Origin of the sequence: Nocardiopsis sp. NPDC058631, from assembly GCF_042716955.1 — a bacterium.
In the GTDB taxonomy this organism is placed as follows: Bacteria; Actinomycetota; Actinomycetes; order Streptosporangiales; family Streptosporangiaceae; genus Nocardiopsis.
The window spans coordinates 1-16,025 of sequence record NZ_JBHXQY010000025.1 but is presented as its reverse complement, the minus strand read 5'-3'; the positions used below and the strand labels follow the sequence as shown (position 1 = coordinate 16,025).

17 protein-coding genes and 1 pseudogene are annotated in these 16,025 nt (G+C 71.4%); 4 read left to right on the top strand and 14 right to left on the bottom strand.

Annotated features, from left to right (window positions below):
* Positions 1–148: 148 nt before the first annotated feature.
* From ACFWTE_RS11145 to ACFWTE_RS11135, 3 genes are all read right to left on the bottom strand, one after another.
* Complete coding sequence (locus ACFWTE_RS11145) at positions 149–982, bottom strand: MetQ/NlpA family ABC transporter substrate-binding protein (RefSeq protein WP_378779182.1); 834 nt, start codon at positions 980–982, stop codon at positions 149–151.
* A gap of 335 nt (positions 983–1,317) precedes the next feature.
* Positions 1,318–3,711 (bottom strand): lysylphosphatidylglycerol synthase domain-containing protein, encoded by a 2,394-nt coding sequence (locus tag ACFWTE_RS11140; protein ID WP_378779181.1) that lies wholly within the window; start codon positions 3,709–3,711, stop codon positions 1,318–1,320.
* 90 nt (positions 3,712–3,801) lie between these two features.
* Entirely contained in the window at positions 3,802–4,536 is a 735-nt protein-coding gene (locus ACFWTE_RS11135) for a TetR/AcrR family transcriptional regulator (RefSeq protein WP_378779180.1), read from the bottom strand.
* A gap of 139 nt (positions 4,537–4,675) precedes the next feature.
* On the opposite strand from ACFWTE_RS11135, the gene ACFWTE_RS11130 reads away from it, so the two are divergent.
* Positions 4,676–5,614: an NAD(P)-dependent alcohol dehydrogenase gene (locus ACFWTE_RS11130; RefSeq protein ID WP_378779234.1), complete on the top strand. Its 939-nt coding sequence runs from the start codon at positions 4,676–4,678 to the stop codon at positions 5,612–5,614.
* Positions 5,615–5,681: 67 nt separating this feature from the next.
* Here the strand turns inward: ACFWTE_RS11130 and rpmF are convergent, their stop codons facing one another.
* The 5 genes from rpmF to ACFWTE_RS11105 form a co-directional block, all read right to left on the bottom strand.
* On the bottom strand, positions 5,682–5,852 hold the full coding sequence (gene rpmF / locus ACFWTE_RS11125) for a 50S ribosomal protein L32 (protein ID WP_378779179.1): 171 nt from the start codon (positions 5,850–5,852) through the stop codon (positions 5,682–5,684).
* A 70-nt stretch (positions 5,853–5,922) separates the two neighbouring features.
* Positions 5,923–6,171, bottom strand: a complete 249-nt coding sequence (locus tag ACFWTE_RS11120; RefSeq protein WP_378779178.1) for a type B 50S ribosomal protein L31 — start codon at positions 6,169–6,171, stop codon at positions 5,923–5,925.
* Positions 6,172–6,249: 78 nt separating this feature from the next.
* Positions 6,250–6,414 carry a 50S ribosomal protein L33 gene (rpmG, locus tag ACFWTE_RS11115; RefSeq protein WP_330093066.1) on the bottom strand — a complete coding sequence of 55 codons (165 nt, stop codon included), beginning with the start codon at positions 6,412–6,414 and terminating at the stop codon, positions 6,250–6,252.
* A 117-nt stretch (positions 6,415–6,531) separates the two neighbouring features.
* A complete protein-coding gene (locus tag ACFWTE_RS11110) occupies positions 6,532–7,266 on the bottom strand; it encodes a hypothetical protein (protein ID WP_378779177.1) in 735 nt (244 codons plus the stop codon).
* Positions 7,263–8,561 (bottom strand): amidohydrolase family protein, encoded by a 1,299-nt coding sequence (locus ACFWTE_RS11105; RefSeq protein ID WP_378779176.1) that lies wholly within the window; start codon positions 8,559–8,561, stop codon positions 7,263–7,265. The genes ACFWTE_RS11110 and ACFWTE_RS11105 overlap by 4 nt, the downstream gene beginning before the upstream one ends.
* Positions 8,562–8,626: 65 nt before the next feature.
* On the opposite strand from ACFWTE_RS11105, the gene ACFWTE_RS11100 reads away from it, so the two are divergent.
* On the top strand, positions 8,627–9,244 hold the full coding sequence (locus tag ACFWTE_RS11100; RefSeq protein WP_378779175.1) for a TetR/AcrR family transcriptional regulator: 618 nt from the start codon (positions 8,627–8,629) through the stop codon (positions 9,242–9,244).
* 89 nt (positions 9,245–9,333) lie between these two features.
* On the opposite strand, the gene ACFWTE_RS11095 is transcribed toward ACFWTE_RS11100, so the two are convergent.
* Both ACFWTE_RS11095 and ACFWTE_RS11090 read right to left on the bottom strand, forming a co-directional pair.
* A complete protein-coding gene (locus ACFWTE_RS11095) occupies positions 9,334–11,151 on the bottom strand; it encodes an ABC transporter ATP-binding protein (RefSeq protein WP_378779174.1) in 1,818 nt (605 codons plus the stop codon).
* A 60-nt stretch (positions 11,152–11,211) separates the two neighbouring features.
* Positions 11,212–12,225, bottom strand: a complete 1,014-nt coding sequence (locus tag ACFWTE_RS11090; RefSeq protein WP_378779173.1) for an ABC transporter permease — start codon at positions 12,223–12,225, stop codon at positions 11,212–11,214.
* A 406-nt stretch (positions 12,226–12,631) separates the two neighbouring features.
* Between ACFWTE_RS11090 and ACFWTE_RS11085 the strand changes: the two genes are divergently transcribed.
* Entirely contained in the window at positions 12,632–12,976 is a 345-nt protein-coding gene (locus tag ACFWTE_RS11085) for a hypothetical protein (protein ID WP_378779172.1), read from the top strand.
* A gap of 42 nt (positions 12,977–13,018) precedes the next feature.
* Here the strand turns inward: ACFWTE_RS11085 and ACFWTE_RS11080 are convergent, their stop codons facing one another.
* The 3 genes from ACFWTE_RS11080 to ACFWTE_RS11070 all read right to left on the bottom strand — a co-directional run bounded on the left by ACFWTE_RS11080 (position 13,019) and on the right by ACFWTE_RS11070 (position 15,066).
* Positions 13,019–13,408, bottom strand: coding sequence for a hypothetical protein (locus ACFWTE_RS11080; protein WP_378779171.1), 390 nt, complete (start codon positions 13,406–13,408; stop codon positions 13,019–13,021).
* Between the two features lie 275 nt (positions 13,409–13,683).
* Positions 13,684–13,947 carry a hypothetical protein gene (locus ACFWTE_RS11075; RefSeq protein ID WP_378779170.1) on the bottom strand — a complete coding sequence of 88 codons (264 nt, stop codon included), beginning with the start codon at positions 13,945–13,947 and terminating at the stop codon, positions 13,684–13,686.
* A gap of 204 nt (positions 13,948–14,151) precedes the next feature.
* Positions 14,152–15,066, bottom strand: coding sequence for an alpha/beta hydrolase (locus ACFWTE_RS11070; protein ID WP_378779169.1), 915 nt, complete (start codon positions 15,064–15,066; stop codon positions 14,152–14,154).
* 108 nt (positions 15,067–15,174) lie between these two features.
* On the opposite strand from ACFWTE_RS11070, the gene ACFWTE_RS11065 reads away from it, so the two are divergent.
* The gene (locus tag ACFWTE_RS11065) at positions 15,175–15,588 is read left to right on the top strand and encodes a MarR family winged helix-turn-helix transcriptional regulator (protein WP_378779168.1); all 414 of its coding nucleotides are present in this window, start codon (positions 15,175–15,177) and stop codon (positions 15,586–15,588) included.
* A 96-nt stretch (positions 15,589–15,684) separates the two neighbouring features.
* On the opposite strand, the pseudogene ACFWTE_RS11060 reads toward ACFWTE_RS11065, so the two are convergent.
* Positions 15,685–15,813, bottom strand: a pseudogene (locus ACFWTE_RS11060) (IS630 family transposase); the annotation flags it as partial.
* Positions 15,814–16,025 lie beyond the last annotated feature (212 nt).

Sequence of the window (16,025 nt, the reverse complement as noted above, 5' to 3'; positions counted from 1 at the left end):
GGCAGGGGTTGGGTGGCGTTCTCGGTGTTCTTGGCGTCATCCAAGCTGCCGGTGGTGACAACGGCCGAGGGCCGCCCCACGCTCGCGCGTGGGGCGGCCGTGCGGTGGGCTGCGGAGCGCTGCCGACCGGGCGCGCGGCCACCCTGCGTCAGTTGCCGGTGACGGGGATGACGCTGCCCTCGTACTTCTCCTCGATGAACGCGGCGGTCTCCTCGGAGGTGAGCAGGTCCACGAGGGTGGCCACGCGCGGGTCGTCGGCGTTGTCGGCGCGGGCCGCGAGGACGTTCACGTACGGGTTCCCCTCGACCTGCTCCAGGAGGATGCTGTCCTCCTCGAAGTCCAGGCCGGCCTCCTGCGCGTAGTTGTTGTTGACGATCGCGGCGTCCACGTCGTCCAGCGAGCGGGGCAGCTGCGCGGCCTCGACCTCGCGGAACTCCAGGTCCTTGGGGTTCTCCTCGATGTCGGACAGCGAGAACGTGGCTTCGTCGACGCCCTCGGCGAGGGTGATCAGGCCGCCCTCCTCCAGCAACAGGAGCGCCCGGAACTCGTTGGTGGGGTCGTTGGGGAGCGCGACCTCCGCGCCCTCGTCCAGGTCCTGGACCTCGTCGACCTCGGTGGAGTACAGACCCAGCGGGGGCAGGTAGATCTCCTGGACCGGGACCAGGTCGGTGCCGTTGCCCTCGTTGAACTCGTCGAGGAAGGGGGCGTGCTGGTAGAGGTTGACGTCCAGCTGGCCCTCGTCGAGTGCGGCGTTGGGGGCGATGTAGTCGGAGTACTCGACGATCTCCAGGTCCAGTCCGGCCCCCTCCGCCAGCTCGGCGTCGATGAACTCCAGGACGTCCCCGGCGGGAACGGCCGTCGCGCCGACGACGAGGGTGTCCTCGCCGCTGTCGGACTCGGCGGCGTTCTCGGACGGGGCGCCGCAGGCGGCCACCGCCAGGAGGACTGCGGTGGCGGGGGCGGCGATGGCGGTGCGGCGCATGACAGGGGATCCTCACGGGTACGGTGCTGCGGGCGGGGCCGGGGCGAACCCGACCCGCCACCCGAATTTCCTATTTTCCCGATCTTAATTCAGGGTTACCCGTGTCGACGCCTGTCAGTGACAAACGGCACATGATGGGATCACTGGCCTGACCTGCCAGAACCAGCCGTTTCCAGGCGTGGGGCCGCGGAGTGCCGGCCCCTCTCCCCGCCTCCGGCGGGCCGCGGCGGCGGAAGCGGACCGTGCCGCGCACCACCCGTGCCGACTCTTCTCCGCCCAGGCTATCCGTGCCCGCCGGCAAAGGTTCCCGCACGGCCCCGGCCGTGGTGACCGGGTCAGATCGCCTCACGGCGTTGGAGGTGGCTGAAGGCCGCCCAGCCCGGCAGGACCGGAAACCAGAAGGTCAGCAGCCGGAACAGCAGCACGGCGGGCAGCGCGACGGCCGCGGTCACACCCGCCACGGCCGTGAGCCCGCCGATCAGCGCCGCCTCGACCGCGCCCAACCCTCCCGGGGTGGGCGCGGCCGAGCCGATCGCGTTGCCCGCCAGGAAGACCACGGCGACCGCGACCGGGCTCACGTACGTCCCCGGCGGGCTGAAGGCCGCCACCGAGAAGTACAGGCACAGCACGAACGCCACGGTCAGCAGCACCGTCCCGCCCAAGCCCAGGAGCAGGCCGGCCGGGCTCTGGAACATGTCCAGCAGTCGTGGCAGCACCCCCCGCAGGTAGGGGCGGGTCCGGGAGGCGATGGCCCGGCGCATGCGTGGCGACAGCAGGACCACGGCGACCGCGGCGGTCCCCACGACGCTGATCACGACGACGGTCGGCGACGGGGTGAAGCCCGTCCAGTACGACGTGCCGGTGAGGTAGGCGCACACCAGCAGCAGCGGCACGTGGAGGAGGAACCCGACCAGCTGTGTGAGGCCCACGGCCGACAGAGCCAGCGAGGTGGGGGCGCCCGCCCTCGTGACGAACCGGGTGTTGACCGCGATCGACCCGAGCCCGGCCGGTGCGGCGATCCGCACGAACGACGCCGCGTACTGGGCCATGACCGTGCGCCACCAGGGCAGCGGGATGGGCACGAACCCGACCAGGACCATAGCGGCGGCGATCATGCACACCGTGGACATGGCGAAGGCGGCGACCGCCCACCGCGGGTCCGCCCGACCGATCGTGCCGAAGTCGACGCCGGTGAGCTGGTACAGGAGCACCAGTCCGACGGCGGTCGCGATGACGACGCTGACGATCGTGCGGGGCTGCATGCGTTCGAGGCGGACCGGTTCGAAGGTGGCCTCGGGGGCGAGCTCCGCCATGCGCTCGCGCAGCCGCCCCAGGAGCCCGCGGTCGGCGCGCAGGCCCGCGCGCAGCGGGTAGGGCAGTCCGGGGGGTTGCAGGAACGGCAGGATCGCCGCCGTGGCGGGGCCCCCGAGGGAGCGCACGGCCGAGTCCACCGCGCGTTCTGGGCCGACCCGCATCGCCAGCAGGGTGACCATGGCGGCGTGGTCGAGGGAGATCTTCATCTGCGGCGCCGCCACCGCGCCCCGGTCGATGCCGGTGAACCCCGCCCTTTCGGGAACGGAGTCCAGGACCCCGACCGTGGCACCCGTGAGCCCGCCGTGGGCGACGCGGTGGCGGTGCAGGGTTCCGAGTTCGCTCCAGCACAGGTCGAGGAGGCCGTCGGTGAGGGCCTCCTCGCCCAGCTCGTCCAGGGGCCGGACCTCAAGGAGTTCGCGGACCAGGACGACCGTGCCGGGGCCGAGTTCGCCGACGGCCAGGACCCGGGGGACGGTCACCCCCGCGTCGCGGGCGGAGTAGCTCATCAGCGCGGCGTGCTCGGCCCGGCGGCGCACGCCGTAGAGCATCCGGGGGGCGACGGGGCCGCGGAGGAACGCCATGTCGCGCAGGCGCCGCCAGAACCCGGAGGTGTTCTCCGAGCTGAGCACGGTGACCTCCACCCGGCTGCCGTCGGCGAGTTCGGCGAGGTGGCGGGGGTTGCCCTCCCGGTCGGTACCCGCCTGGGCGACCGTGGCAGCGGTCATGCCGAAACGGCTCAGCTCGGCGTACAGGAGTCCGTGGTCGGCCGGGGAGGGACTGCCCGCGCCGATCGCGTACCAGGTGAGGAAGGCGCAGATCATGCCGACCAGGACGGTGAGGACGAGGGCGAGCAGGCTGGTGACCCCGGCCAGGAGGGAGCAGACCGCGACGGTGGTGTTCCCCGCCCACAGAACCGAGCGGGTGCGCGGCAGGCCCGTGGGCATGGTGCGCAGGAAAGCGATGACCGCCGCCACGTATCCGAGGGTGGCGCTGGGGAAGACGTCGTCGGGGGAGACGGTGAGGGTGTTGGGGACCTGGTCGGGGCTGAGGAGGCTGAGAAGGGCCGCGTTGATGAGGGCGGCGAGCGCGTAGGCGGAGATTCCCGCGGCCATGACGCGCGCGAGGTCCCGGAGCCTGCCCGTGAACAGGATGCGCAGGACGACGTAACAGACCAGAACGATGAGCACCAGGTTGGCGCCCACCGCGACGAGGAAGAGCAGGCTGGGGGGCAGGAGGGAGCGGAGGCGGACGGGGTCGGCCGCGTCGTCGCTGCCGGTGGCCACGCTGACGGCGAGCATGATCGCCGCCACCAGCAACAGGCCCGCCGCTCCCAGGAGGAGATCGACGGGTCTGCGCGGGGTGCGCGCGGTACCGGGGCCCGGGGCGGGGGCCTCCGAGTCGCTTCGGGTGGTCACGGGTCCAAGCCTGCCCGACCAGCGAAGATTCGGCTGTCAGGAGTGGGGGCGTTTCGTCCGACCGGTTCGGGACGCCCGCCCCGGGAGGCGTCAGTTTCCGGGCACTCGGTACAACTGGCCCAGGCCGATCGGCGGCGCCGGCGGCAGGACTCCGGCGCCGGGGGCGCTCTCGAAGGACCGGAGCAGGTAGGCGACCAGCCGCCGCGAGGCGGCCTCGGTCGTCGCCCGCGTGTCCGTGACGACTCCGCCGTTGGCCAGGAGCACCAGCACGAGGTCCTCCCGGGCGAAGTCGGCGCGCAACCGCCCCGACTCCTTGGCCCTGCGGACGAGCTCGGCGAAGCCGTCCTCGGCGCGTGCGCGCTGCTCCCCGACATCGGCCGAGTCGGGAAAGGCCGCCAGGAAGGCCTCGGTGAACCCCCGGTCGGCCGCCTGCATGGCGCACACCCTGGTGATCACCGAGCAGAAGCCCCGCCAGGGGTCGGGGTCGGTGAGTGCCTCGTGCACCACTCCGGCGCATTCGGCCAGTTCGTCGGCGAAGACCTCGGCGACCAGGGACTCCCTGGTCGGGAAGCGGCGGTACAGGGTCGCGGTGCCCACCCCCGCACGACGCGCGATCGCGACCATCGGCACGTCGATCCCGCGTTCGGAGAACGCCTCCCGGGCGGCTTCCACGATGCGGTGGCGGTTGTGCCGCGCGTCGGACCGCAGCCCGCGCCTCTCGTCGGGCGGGAGTCCACGGGAACCAGGCGCTCCCGCCTCTTCGGCCGGGGGGTCCTGCGGGGTGGGGACACCGGTGGGCGCTATCCGAGAGCTCTGAGCTGCCATGCCTCTCACTTTACGCCAAACGGATGATGCTGCCCGTTTAGCGCACTAGCGTGGAAGAGAAGCGGGCGACCCTGCCCACATGGCGCGGGTGATCGGCCCCGCCCTGCCGAAAGAGCGAGGGATGGAACCAGTGAGCCTGATGAGAGCAGCCCTGTACGACGGCTACGGCCCCCCGGAGGTGCTGTACGAGGGCCGGGTCCCTGCCCCGGTCGCCGGCCCCGGGCAGCTGCTGGTGCGGGTCCACGCCGTCAGCGTGAACGGGGGCGAGCTGCTGCTGCGCTCGGGCGGGCTCCGGTGGGTGACGGGCCGCAGGTTCCCCAAGAGGATCGGCCTGGACTTCACCGGCGAGGTCGCCGCGACCGGCCCGGGGGCGACCGGTTACCGGGTGGGCGACCGGGTGTGGGGCCTGATGCCGAACATGGGGTTCGGCAGTGCGGCGGAGTACGTGGCGGTGCCGCCCCGACAGCTGTCCCTGGCGCCGGCGGGCGTCGACCTGGTCGAGGCCGCGGCGCTGCCCGTGGGTACGACCTCGATCACCGCGCTGCGGGACAAGGCCCGCCTCAGGCCGGGGGAACGGGTGCTGGTGCGAGGTGCGAGCGGCGGCGTGGGCAACACGGCGGTGCAGCTCGCGAAGGCGATGGGCGGGCGCGTCACCGGACTCGCGTCCGCGCGCAACCTCGATCTGGTCCGCGAGCTCGGCGCCGAGGAGGCCTTCGACTACGCCACGACGTCCCCCTCCGACCTGGGGAGGTTCGACGTCATCGTCGACACCGCGGGTTCGGATCTGGCCGCCTACCGGCGGCTGCTCGCTCCCGGCGGGCGCATGGTCGGGCTGTCCTTCGACTCGGCGGCCTCGGTGGGCTACGTGCTGGCCTCGTACGTGTTCGGCTCGCGGCGGGTGCGGTTCTTCAGCGGGCAGCCGAAGCACGCGCTGTTCGCCGACCTGACCCGGTACGTGGAGGAGGGCGCCCTGCGCCCCGTGGTGGACACGGTGCACCCGCTCTCGGACGTGGCCGCCGCGCACCGGGCCCTGGAGGCGGGAGGGGTCCGGGGCAAGCACGTCGTCCGCGTGCTCTGAGAGGGCGCGCCGTGCGCCGGGGCCGTGGTCGTCCCGGCGCGCGGCGGCGGTCGTGCGCGCCCTCCGGTCACACGGGCGGGGGGATCAGCCCTCGCTGGTAGGCGCGGACGAGGTTGCGCGGCACCCGGTACTCACGCCCTCCGAGGGTGATGGTCACCAGGTCGGGGGTGACCGCCTTCCACTGGGAACGGCGCGTGCGGGTGTTGGACCGCGACATCCTGCGTTTGGGTACGGCCATCGGCCCTGTCCTCGTTCTTCTGTCGGGGGTGGGTCGGACGGCGGGGTGTGTGCCCCGCCGTGTGCGTGTGTCAGCCCTTGCGCTGGTAGCGGCGCTGGAAGCGCTCCACGCGGCCGGCCGTGTCGACCACCCGGGCGTTGCCGGTGTAGAAGGGGTGGCTGGCGCTGGAGATCTCGACGTCGATCAGCGGGTAGGTGTTGCCGTCACTCCACTCGATGGTCTTCTCGCTGGTGGCGGTGGACCTGGTGAGGATGGAGAAGTCCCCCGCGCGGTCGCGGAAGACGACGGGCCCGTAGGCGGGGTGGATTCCGGGTTTCATGCGTGCCTCCTGGCGGTGTCTCGGGTCCCGGCCCCGGGAGGGGCGGACCGTGGCGGCGCTGCGGGTGCCCCTGCCGGGTCAGCGCTCCTCGCGGAACTCCACGTGGCGGCGGGCCCGGGGGTCGTACTTGCTCAGGGTGAGCCGGTCCGGTGTGTTGCGCCGGTTCTTGCGGGTCACGTAGGTGTAGCCCGTGCCCGCCGTGGACTTGAGCTTGATGATGGGGCGGACCTCGTTGCGTGCCATGGATGCCTCCTCGGGATGGTCACGTCGTACAAGCCAATGATAACCGTTTTCATTCCCGAGTTGTCCGGCCCACGACGACGGCCGACCTCGCCCCGCTCCGACCGCGCGCCGCGGCGGTCACCCGTCCTGGGCACCGCCCCGCGGCACCGGGCGCCAGTACTGCCGGTGGCCCTCCTCGCGCACGACCACGCCGAGCCGGGCGAGCTCGGCGCGCAGCTCCGCGCCGTCGTCGGTGTCCTTGGCCTCCAACGCCGTCCGGCGTGCCCTCAGGACCGCCTGCGCGTGCTGTTCGAGACCGGGCATCCCGTCCACCCAGCGCTGGAACGCGTCCCGGTGCGGGTCGGCGTCGCACCACCGGTAGCCGTGCGCCTCGAAGGCCGCACGGAGTCGGCCGGCGCCGTGGTCGGTGCGCTCCCGGGCGAGTTCCGCGGTGTCGGGGCCCAGAACCACCAGGTCCTTGCCGTCCAGGAAGACCGCGGCGACCCGGTCCCGTCCGAACTCCGACCTCTTCCCGGGCCGGGTGATCCGCACCCCCTCGGTGTCGACCTCCACCGCGACCATGTCGTTGTAGGAGAGCAGTGCCAGCACTCCCCCGGCCGCGACGCCGGCGACGACCAGGGCGGTCGTGAGGACGGGGCCCGTCAGCCCGGCGAGGGCGTCGATCTGCTCCGGGCCCGGCAGCAGGGGGAGCGCCGCGGCCCACCCCGGAAGCAGCCCCAGCCACCCGGGCACCAGGGACAGGACCCAGCCCGCAGCCGCCCCGAGGAGCGGGAAACCGGTCCACAGCAGCACGTGGGTGACCGCGCCCTCGCGGACGACGGACGGCTGGTTGGTTGCGCGCTCAGCGCTCATGACGCCTTCTCTCGGGTCCGGTCGACGACGGTTTGTCCGTCACGTAGTACCACCGCCACCTCGCGCAGCGCGTCGAGGCCGGTCAGCGGGTCCCCGCGCACGGCGAGCAGGTCGGCGGCGCGGCCGGGTTCGACCGCGCCGAGGTGGTGGGCTCCCAGTGCGCCGGCCGCCGCCGAGGTGGCGGCCGTGAGCGCCTGGCGCGGGGTCAGTCCGCAGGAGGCCAGGAGTTCGATCTCGCGGACCAGGCCCGCGCCCGCCCGCACCGCGGGCATCCCGGCGTCGCTGCCCGCCAGGAGGGTTCCGCCCGCGTCGAGGAAGTCGGCCACCCGCGCGCGCAGGGACGCGGCGGTGGCGTCGTCCAGCAGTGCCTCGGTGACGGCCAGTGTCGGGGCGAGGGCGACGCCGCCCCCGACCATGGCGTCGAGCAGGTGCGGCGGCCACCCGTGGAGGGGCCCGCGGGGTTCGAGGTGCTGGAGCACGTCGACCCCCGCGTCGAGGAGTTCGGCCAGGTCCTCCACCGTCCCCCAGTGGGCGACGAGGGGTGTGCCATGGCGGTGTGCCTCGTCGGCGATCGCCGCCAGGATCCTCGGTGCGATCGGCTCCAGGCTCCGGCGGCGGGGGTCGCCACGGTCCTGGACGACCTTGATCACGTCCACGGGGTCGTCGCCGCCGGCCAGCGCCGCGACCTGGTCGCGGGCCTGCTCCGGGTCGGCGGGCACCCGGACCCAGTCGGCGCCGGGATCGGCGCCCAGGGTGGCGACGGGGTGCCCGCCCGGGGCGGTGAAGAGCGGTCCGGCGATGAGCAGCCGCGGCCCCGCCAGGCGGCCCTCCGCCGTCCGCTGCCGGAAGTCGTGTGCCCAGGCGTTGTCGTCGCCCAGGCTGCACGCGGTGGTGACCCCGTGGCCGAGGAACGCGCGGCGCTTGCGGGGGTGGAAGCGCATCCGGTCGGCCACCGCCCGGACCTGGGCGGTTCCGGCCACGAGCCGACCCGCGAGACCGGCCCCGGCTCTCCGTACCGCCCCGCCCGCCTCGGGACCGGGGGCTCCCGCCGGGGCGCCGGGGCGGCGGGGCCCGGTCTCGGGCGCGCCCAGGTGGACGTGGGTGTCGATCAGGCCGGGCAGGACGGTGTGGCCGGTCAGATCCAGGATTCGGGCGGCGGCGGGGACCCGCACCTCGGTGCCGACCTCGCGGACCCGGCCGCCCCCGATCAGAACGGTGCACTCCCGGTGCGGGGCCAGGGAAACGCCGACGAGCACTGTCGCTCCGGTCAGGGCGAGTAAGCGGTCGTTCGTCACTGGTGCTCGACGTCCTCTCTCCAGGTGTTCAGCAGAATCCTAGTCGACCATATAGGATTCTGTACATGCAACCAGTCGAGAGCCCGGACGGAGAGCGGTCCTTCATCGAAGGCGCCCGCCGAAAACAGATCGTCACGGCGGCGATCGAGGCCATCGCCGAGGAGGGGTACTCACGGGCGTCCTTCGTGCGCATCGCCGCACGGGCCTCGATCAGCCCGGGGCTGATCACGTACCACTTCAAGACGAAGGAGAAGCTGATCAGGGAGGTTCTCGCCCACATCGAGAGCCGCCTGGACCGTGCGATGGAGGGAGGCCCGGAACCGCTGGAGGGCTTCGAGGACGGGCTGCGCCGGATCGTCACCGGCCACATCACCCACTGCGCGAGCCACCCCCGGGAGATGGCGGCGCGCCGGGAGGTGGTCTCCGCGCCCCTCCCGCCCGCGCTCCAGGAGCACGTCGCCCGGGAAGGTGACGCGGGCCGCGCCGAGCTGGTCGCCTTCCTCACCGAGGGCCAGCGCCACGGAGAGTTCCGGTCCTTCGACCCCGAGGTGTTCACCGACGCCCTGTTCGCCGCGCTCGGTTCCGCCCCCCGGGCCGTGGAGCGGCGTCCCGCCGAGGAGCACGCGGCCTACGCCCGCCAGATGGCGGACCTGTTCGCCGCGGCGGCCACCGGTCGGGGGTGAGTCGCAGACGACGGTGGCGCCGTGGGGGGAGTCCCCCACGGCGCCACCGTGCGCTGTCGATCAGCCGTCCGCGCGGCCCGGGCAGGCCCTCAGGCGGCCTCGCCCCTGGCGCGCTTCTCCACGCGTTCGGCGCGCAGGCGGCGGGCCTCGTCCGGGTCCAGGACCGGCGCCGCCGTGAGCAGCTGGCGCGTGTACTCGCTCTGCGGGTTCTCGTACACAGAGTCGCTGTCGCCGGACTCGACCACCTCGCCGGAGCGCATCACGGCGACGCGGTCGCTGACCTGGCGCACCACCGCCAGGTCGTGCGCCACGAAGATGTAGGTCAGACCGAAGTCGTCCTGCAACTCCGACAACAGGCGCAGCACCTGGTCCTGCGTCGACACGTCCAACGCCGACACCGGCTCGTCACAGATGATCAGCTTCGGCTTGAGGATCAACGCCCGCGCGATCGCGATCCGCTGACGCTGACCACCCGAGAACGCGTGCGGGAAACGGTTGTAGTGGTTGGGCTCCAACCCCACCCGCTCCAACAGCTCCTGCACCTGACGGCGCACCTTCTTGCCGTCCCTCTCCCCCTGCACCCGCAGAGCGGTACCGATCGCGTCCCCCACCGTCAGACGCGGGTTGAGCGAGGAGTAGGGGTTCTGGAACACCATCTGCACATCACGGCGCAACGGACGCAGCGCCCGCTCGGACATGTGCGTGATATCGCGCCCCTCGAACTCCACCCGGCCCCGGGTGGGCTCCAACAGACGCATCACCATCCGCGACAACGTGCTCTTACCCGAACCGGACTCCCCCACGACCCCCAGCGTCTCCCCCTGGTACAGATCGAAGGACACACCCCTGACCGCCCAGAAGTCCGTGGACCGGCCCCACATCCCGCCGCGCACCTTGAAGCGCTGCGAGGCCTCCTCCACCCGCAGCAGGACCTCGCCCCGCTCGGGCTCGCGGGCCGGGGCGAACGCGTCGAAGGCCTCCTGCTGCTTGCCCTCTCCGTCCGCGGTCGCCCCCGACGGGCGCCGGCGCTGCTCCGCACGCGCCCGCGAGGCCCGGTCGGAGCGGTCGCGCGCCCGCCGCTGGGCGCGGGAGACCTCCACGCGCGGCACCGCCGCCAGCAGTTCCTGCGTGTAGGGGTGTTCGGGGGCGGACAGGACCCGGCGCACGCCACCGCGCTCCACGGCCACGCCGTGGCGCATCACCACGACCTCGTCCACCGAACCGGCCACCACGGCCAGGTCGTGCGAGACCAGGATCAGCCCCATGTCCAGGTCGCGCCGCAGCTCGTCCAACAGGTCGAGGATCTGCGCCTGCACCGTCACGTCCAGGGCGGTGGTCGGCTCGTCCGCGAGCAGCACCCTGGGGTCGCACATCAGCCCCATCGCGATCAGCACGCGCTGGCGCATACCGCCGGAGAACTCGTGCGGGTAGGAGTTGATCCGCTTCCATGCCTGCGCGATACCCACACGCTCCAGCGACTCCACGGCCCGTTCGCGCGCCGCCGCGCGCGAGACCTGCGGCCGGTGCACGCGCAGCGCCTCCACCAGCTGGTTGCCGACCGTGTACTGCGGGTGCAGCGACTGCATCGGGTCCTGGAACACCATGGCGATGTCGTTGCCGCGCATGCGCCGCAGCTGCTTGTCCGAGGCCGAGACCACGTCCTGGCCCACGACCTCGATCGCACCGGTGATACGCGCCCGGCTGCCCCGGTGCAGGCCCATCAGCGCCAGCGAGGTCACGCTCTTGCCCGAACCGGACTCGCCCACGATGCCGAGGGCGCCGCCGGCGGGCACCTCGAACGACAACCCGTCGACCGCCCGGACGTCGCCGTCCATGGTCGGGAACACCACCCGCAGATCGTCCACCCGGACGACGGCCTCCGCGGAGGACGGTGCGGACTCACTCATAGGGGACGCCTCTACTCTCTCGGTCCGACGGGTCGGGGAACTGCTTCTCCACCGGGGCGGCTAGCCGCGGATGCGCACGCGCGGGTCGATCAGCGGGTACACCAGGTCGACGATCAGGTTGCAGACGACGATGAAGAACGCCCCGAACAGGGTCACCCCCAGGATCACCGGGAGGTCGCTCTGGGTGATCGCGTTCACCGCGTACCGGCCGATCCCGTTCAGCGAGAACACCTGCTCGGTCAGGACCGCACCCCCCAGCACCAGGCCCAGGTCCAGGCCGAAGATCGTCACGATGGGGGTGAGCGTGGGACGCAGCGCGTGTTTGAGCACCACCCTCCACTCGCTGAGCCCCTTGGCGCGGGCGGTGCGGATGTAGTCCTCGCCGAGGGTCTCCAACATGCCCGCCCGGGTCTGGCGCGCGTACATGGCCGCGTGCAGGAACGCCAGGGTCAGCCACGGCAGGAACAACCCCTCCGCCCACCCCAGGGGGTCCTCGGTGAAGGGGACGTAGCCGGGCGTGGCGAACAGCCCCCAGGCGTGCACCAGGAACGCCAGGGCCAGCAGACCGGTGAAGAAGATGGGCAGCGACACCCCCGCCAGGGCGACGGCCATCGCCAGTCGGTCGAACAGGCTGCCCTTCCACACCGCCGACACCACCCCGACCAGGATGCCGCCGACCAGCCAGATGACACCCGCGCCCAGAGCCAGCGAGGCCGTCACCGGCAGCCGGGCCAGGATCTCGGGGAACACCTCCTGGTAGCTCTGGAAGGAGTAGCCGAAGCACGGCGCGGAGCACTCGATGGTCTCCCGGCCGAACTGGTACCTGGCTCCGAGGAAGATGCCCCGGACGAACTCCCCGAACTGCACGATGACGGGCTTGTCCAGGCCCAGCCGTTCGATGGTGGCCTGGATCGCCTCGGGTGTCGGTGCGCGGCCCACGTACATGGTCGCCAGCTGCTCGGTGGTCCGCCCCGCCCACCGCGGCACCACGTAGAAGATGGCGAAGGTGACCAGGGTGACCACGGCCAACAGCAGGAGGCCGGCGCCCAGACGACGCAGGATGTAGGTCAGCAACGCGCACGCTCTCCGTTCAGGGGATCGGACGGGACCGGTCGCGGTGGGGGCCGCCGGGGTCACGGTGACCGCCCACACCAGGACACGCCCGCACCAGCAACGATAGCTGAGCGTGTTCATGTGATCACGCTCATCCATGGCGGTGTGTGTCCGGCATCGGAGCGCACCGGCTGATCCGTGGCCCTTGGCGCGGCCACCCCGGCCCCCTGTCCGTCCGGGGGCCCGACAGCAGGAACAGGCTCTCCAATCACCCGGACTTGACCACTTCCGACCCGGTGCCGTGCTACTTCTGGGAAGAGGGCGTACCGCGGCTCGGATCGCGGTCCTGCCGCCGCCGCGAGCAGAGGGGCGCGCGCACGGCGCGGGGCCGCGGTACACGCGGGAGAGAGTGTCGAGGAGGACGATCATGCCGGACCTGTTCAGCGCGTCGGACCGGGAGAGAGCCGCCCGCTGTGTGGCGGACGCCTACGGCGTGGACGCCGAGGAGGCGGCACGCATGGTGCGGGACACCCTGTCGGGTCAGGGGGACGCCGAACAGGACCAGCGGGTGGCGCCGTTCCTGTGGGCCCAGTTGGGACCGGCGATGGAGCGCATCCGCCAGGCGCAGAACCGCGTCGGTGAGCGGGTGACGGCGGCGGCGGTCGTGCCCCTGGAGGTCGCCCGGTCACGGTGGGCCGGGTCGGTGTTCTGCGAGCACCCGGACCTGGCACGGCTGGACCGGGAGCTGGAGCATTTCTACGGCGAGGCCTGAGGACGCCGCGGCGGGCCTGAATGGCACTCATGGCCTCGGGTGTCAAGGGAACGGGAGGCCGTGGAGTTCGTCCGCGTGTCGCAGGCGGATGCGCAACTCACGTGCCGGTCCGGTCCGCATGGCGTGGACCAGAGCGTCGAGAAAGTCCTTGGCCATCAGCGGACTGCCGCAGCACTCCCAGCAGCAGTACCACGAGCCGGAATACAGGTGATCGTCCCATGGCGCCTGCCTGGGGTCTCGGGCGTACCTCTCCCAGTAAGGGAGTGCCTCGTTGATGATTCCCGGCCATAGCTGCGGGTGACGGTGTTCGATCCGCCGGATCTCGGCCATCGTCTTGGAGGACAGGCCGTTGATCGCCGGCAACCTCTTCTGTTCTCTGCGCGCCCGGGGATGGTTCTCGGCGCGCAGTCTGCCCGGCCGTCTACGCGGCATGGGCCTTTCTGTCGATGAACATGCGTCGCATCATGCCATGACGCTTGTGTGGTGGCCAGTCCGTATCTGCGGGGCCCCGCGACCAGGGCGCGCATCTGCACGCCTACCCGCGGTGGCGCGACACCGGCGCCCGGACCTTCCGGCCCGGCAGCGGTGCGGGCGTGCCCGGGTGCGTGACGAGAAGGGTGTGCGGAGGGAAGACGCCCGGTGGATCCGGCGGCCCGGTCAAGATCCACGGCTGCTTCATTCTCGGCGAGTGACGATGTTCGTACTGGTCACGGGAGCCCGATGACATCCAGCGGGCGGGTGAACGCCTCATATGGCACCCACCGGATAGCGTCGGGCACGGAGTCCTGCCCCAACCGGCTCAAGAACACCAATGCGAGAGCGCGCAGCGCGGCCAGGTTGTCGGGGGCGTGCCCGGAGCGGACCTTGCAGGCGTCCTCGCCCAACGAGACGTCCTTGACGTGGTGCCAGGCTTCGATGTTCCAGTGCCCGCGCACCAGGGCGCCGATCCGGGCCGCGTCACAGCACCCCACCTCTAGGGAGTGTTTTTTGGAGGTTTTCGGGTCGGCGAGCGGCCGTCCAGGCGATCTCTCGCAAGACGATGTGCGAAGTTCAGCCTGGTTGTGCTTCACGAGCGCAGAGGCGCGGCGAGAGGAAGCCTGGTGGACGCGAGCCCGGAAGGATCCAAAAAACACGACCTAGTGCTCTGACCGGGAAGGTTCGCCGGTTCGGATGCCTTACAGGTTGTTCGCATAGAAGCTGGTGAGTCGTTCGACGGCAGCGTCGACGTATTCGGGTTCGTCGTACATCTCGTAGTGGCCGGCGCCGTCGATCACCATGAGGTCGACGGGGTTGGGGGCCAGCTTCCACAGCTGCATGCCGGTGTCGTAGGAGCCGGTGTTGCCGATGCGTCCGGCGAGGATGACCTGGAGTGGCTGGGTCATGAGCCGCTCGGCCAGGTGGAACGCGTCGTAGCCCAGCAGGAGGGAGTCGCTGCGCAAGAGGCGCCGGTTCGTGGAGTGTTTGTTACCGCCGCGCTCGGTGCGGTAGTAGGTGACGGCTTGAGTGGTGTCGATGTCGGTCAGGCCCGCTGTTGTGGCATCCTCCAGGGTGGCGGGCAGCCAGTTCACGCGGGTCGTCTCGCCGGAGCGGGCCTCTTCGGTCCGTGCGTCCGCGAGGGCATCGAGTGCTGCGGCCGGACCGTCGGTGGAGAAGCTGCGGAACGCGGCGCCGATGTTGACGGGGACGACCGTGCCGACCGCCTTGATGCGGTGGTCCGTGCGAGCGGTGTGCACGGTGTAGCCGCCACCGGCGCAGATGCCGAGGACGCCGATGCGCTGCGGGTCGATGCCGGGGGTCGTGGTGAGCACGTCGATGGCGTAGGAGATGTCCTCACCTCGGCGGTAGGGGTCTTCGAGGTCGCGGGGCTCGCCCTCGCTCTGACCCTGATGGGCGGGGTCGAGGACGAGCGCCGCGATGCCGCGGGCGGCGAGACGGGAGGCGTAATTGGCGCCGATCTGCTCCTTCACGCTGCTGCCCGGGGTGGAGAGCACCACGGCGCGCAGCGGTGCGCTGCTGCCGGCGTTGTCGGGCAGGTGGAGGTCCGCGGCGAGGTTGATGGGACCGCGCGGGATCGTGAGGTGCTTAAGCATGCCTGGCTTCCTTCGTGAGATTGTTGTTCCATAGGAGTCCAGTACAAGTCAATATATTGTACGATCTTAAACTAATACGAAACTGTACCATATGGACGGAGGGGTCGCATGTCAGTTGACGGGGCGCAGCTGTGGACGCTGAACCAGCGGCTGCTGGGCGTTGTGATGGATGCCTGCACGGGGGAGCTGGCCGAGCTGGGGTTGGAGACGAAGGAGTTTTTCGTCCTGGCCGAGGTGGAGGCATCGCCGTACCCGGCCGAGATCGCGACGGCACTGCTGCTCCCCAAAGCGAGCGTGACGGTCTACGTCCGCAACCTCGTCGCCAAGGGGTTCATCCGGCGCGAGATCGACGACGCGGACCTGCGGCGTCACCGGCTCGTACTAACCGCTGAGGGCACACAGGCACGGGATCGTGCACTTGCAGCCCTCGCGGCGGAGTACGACCGCAGACTGGCGAGGATCACTCCGCGGGACCGCACCGAGCTGCAGCGCATCCTTCAGGAGATGCTCTCGCCCGCATGAGTCCATGGTCACGAGCGGTTCGCCTGCCCGGTGCCCCCCTGCTCGCCAGTGCTGTGACCGCGTAGATTCGTCGGATCGTTCAGCCTGCGGTGGCGAGGGGCGTCTGCCCCAGCGGATCCCTTTCTCGCTGCGGATGCGGACGCGCGCCTTGCGTTCGGCGGCCAGGACATCGCGGTGGCGGGCGTTGGCGTTGCGCCAGCGGAGGTGGGCGTGCACCCTCCTGGTCGGTCAACCTGCGCACATGGACAAGCTCAGCCACTCCACCCCCAGCAATCGGATCGGACGTCACCGTGCATCCAACCGCCCGGACGACCGCCCCGGCGAACCTTCCCGGTCAGAGCACTAGTGTCCTGAGTCGTTAATTCGTCGGCAGTACGCTGCGAGGGATTCGAGGATCTCCTCGGCCGTCTTGTGCCATACGAACGGCCGGGGATCCT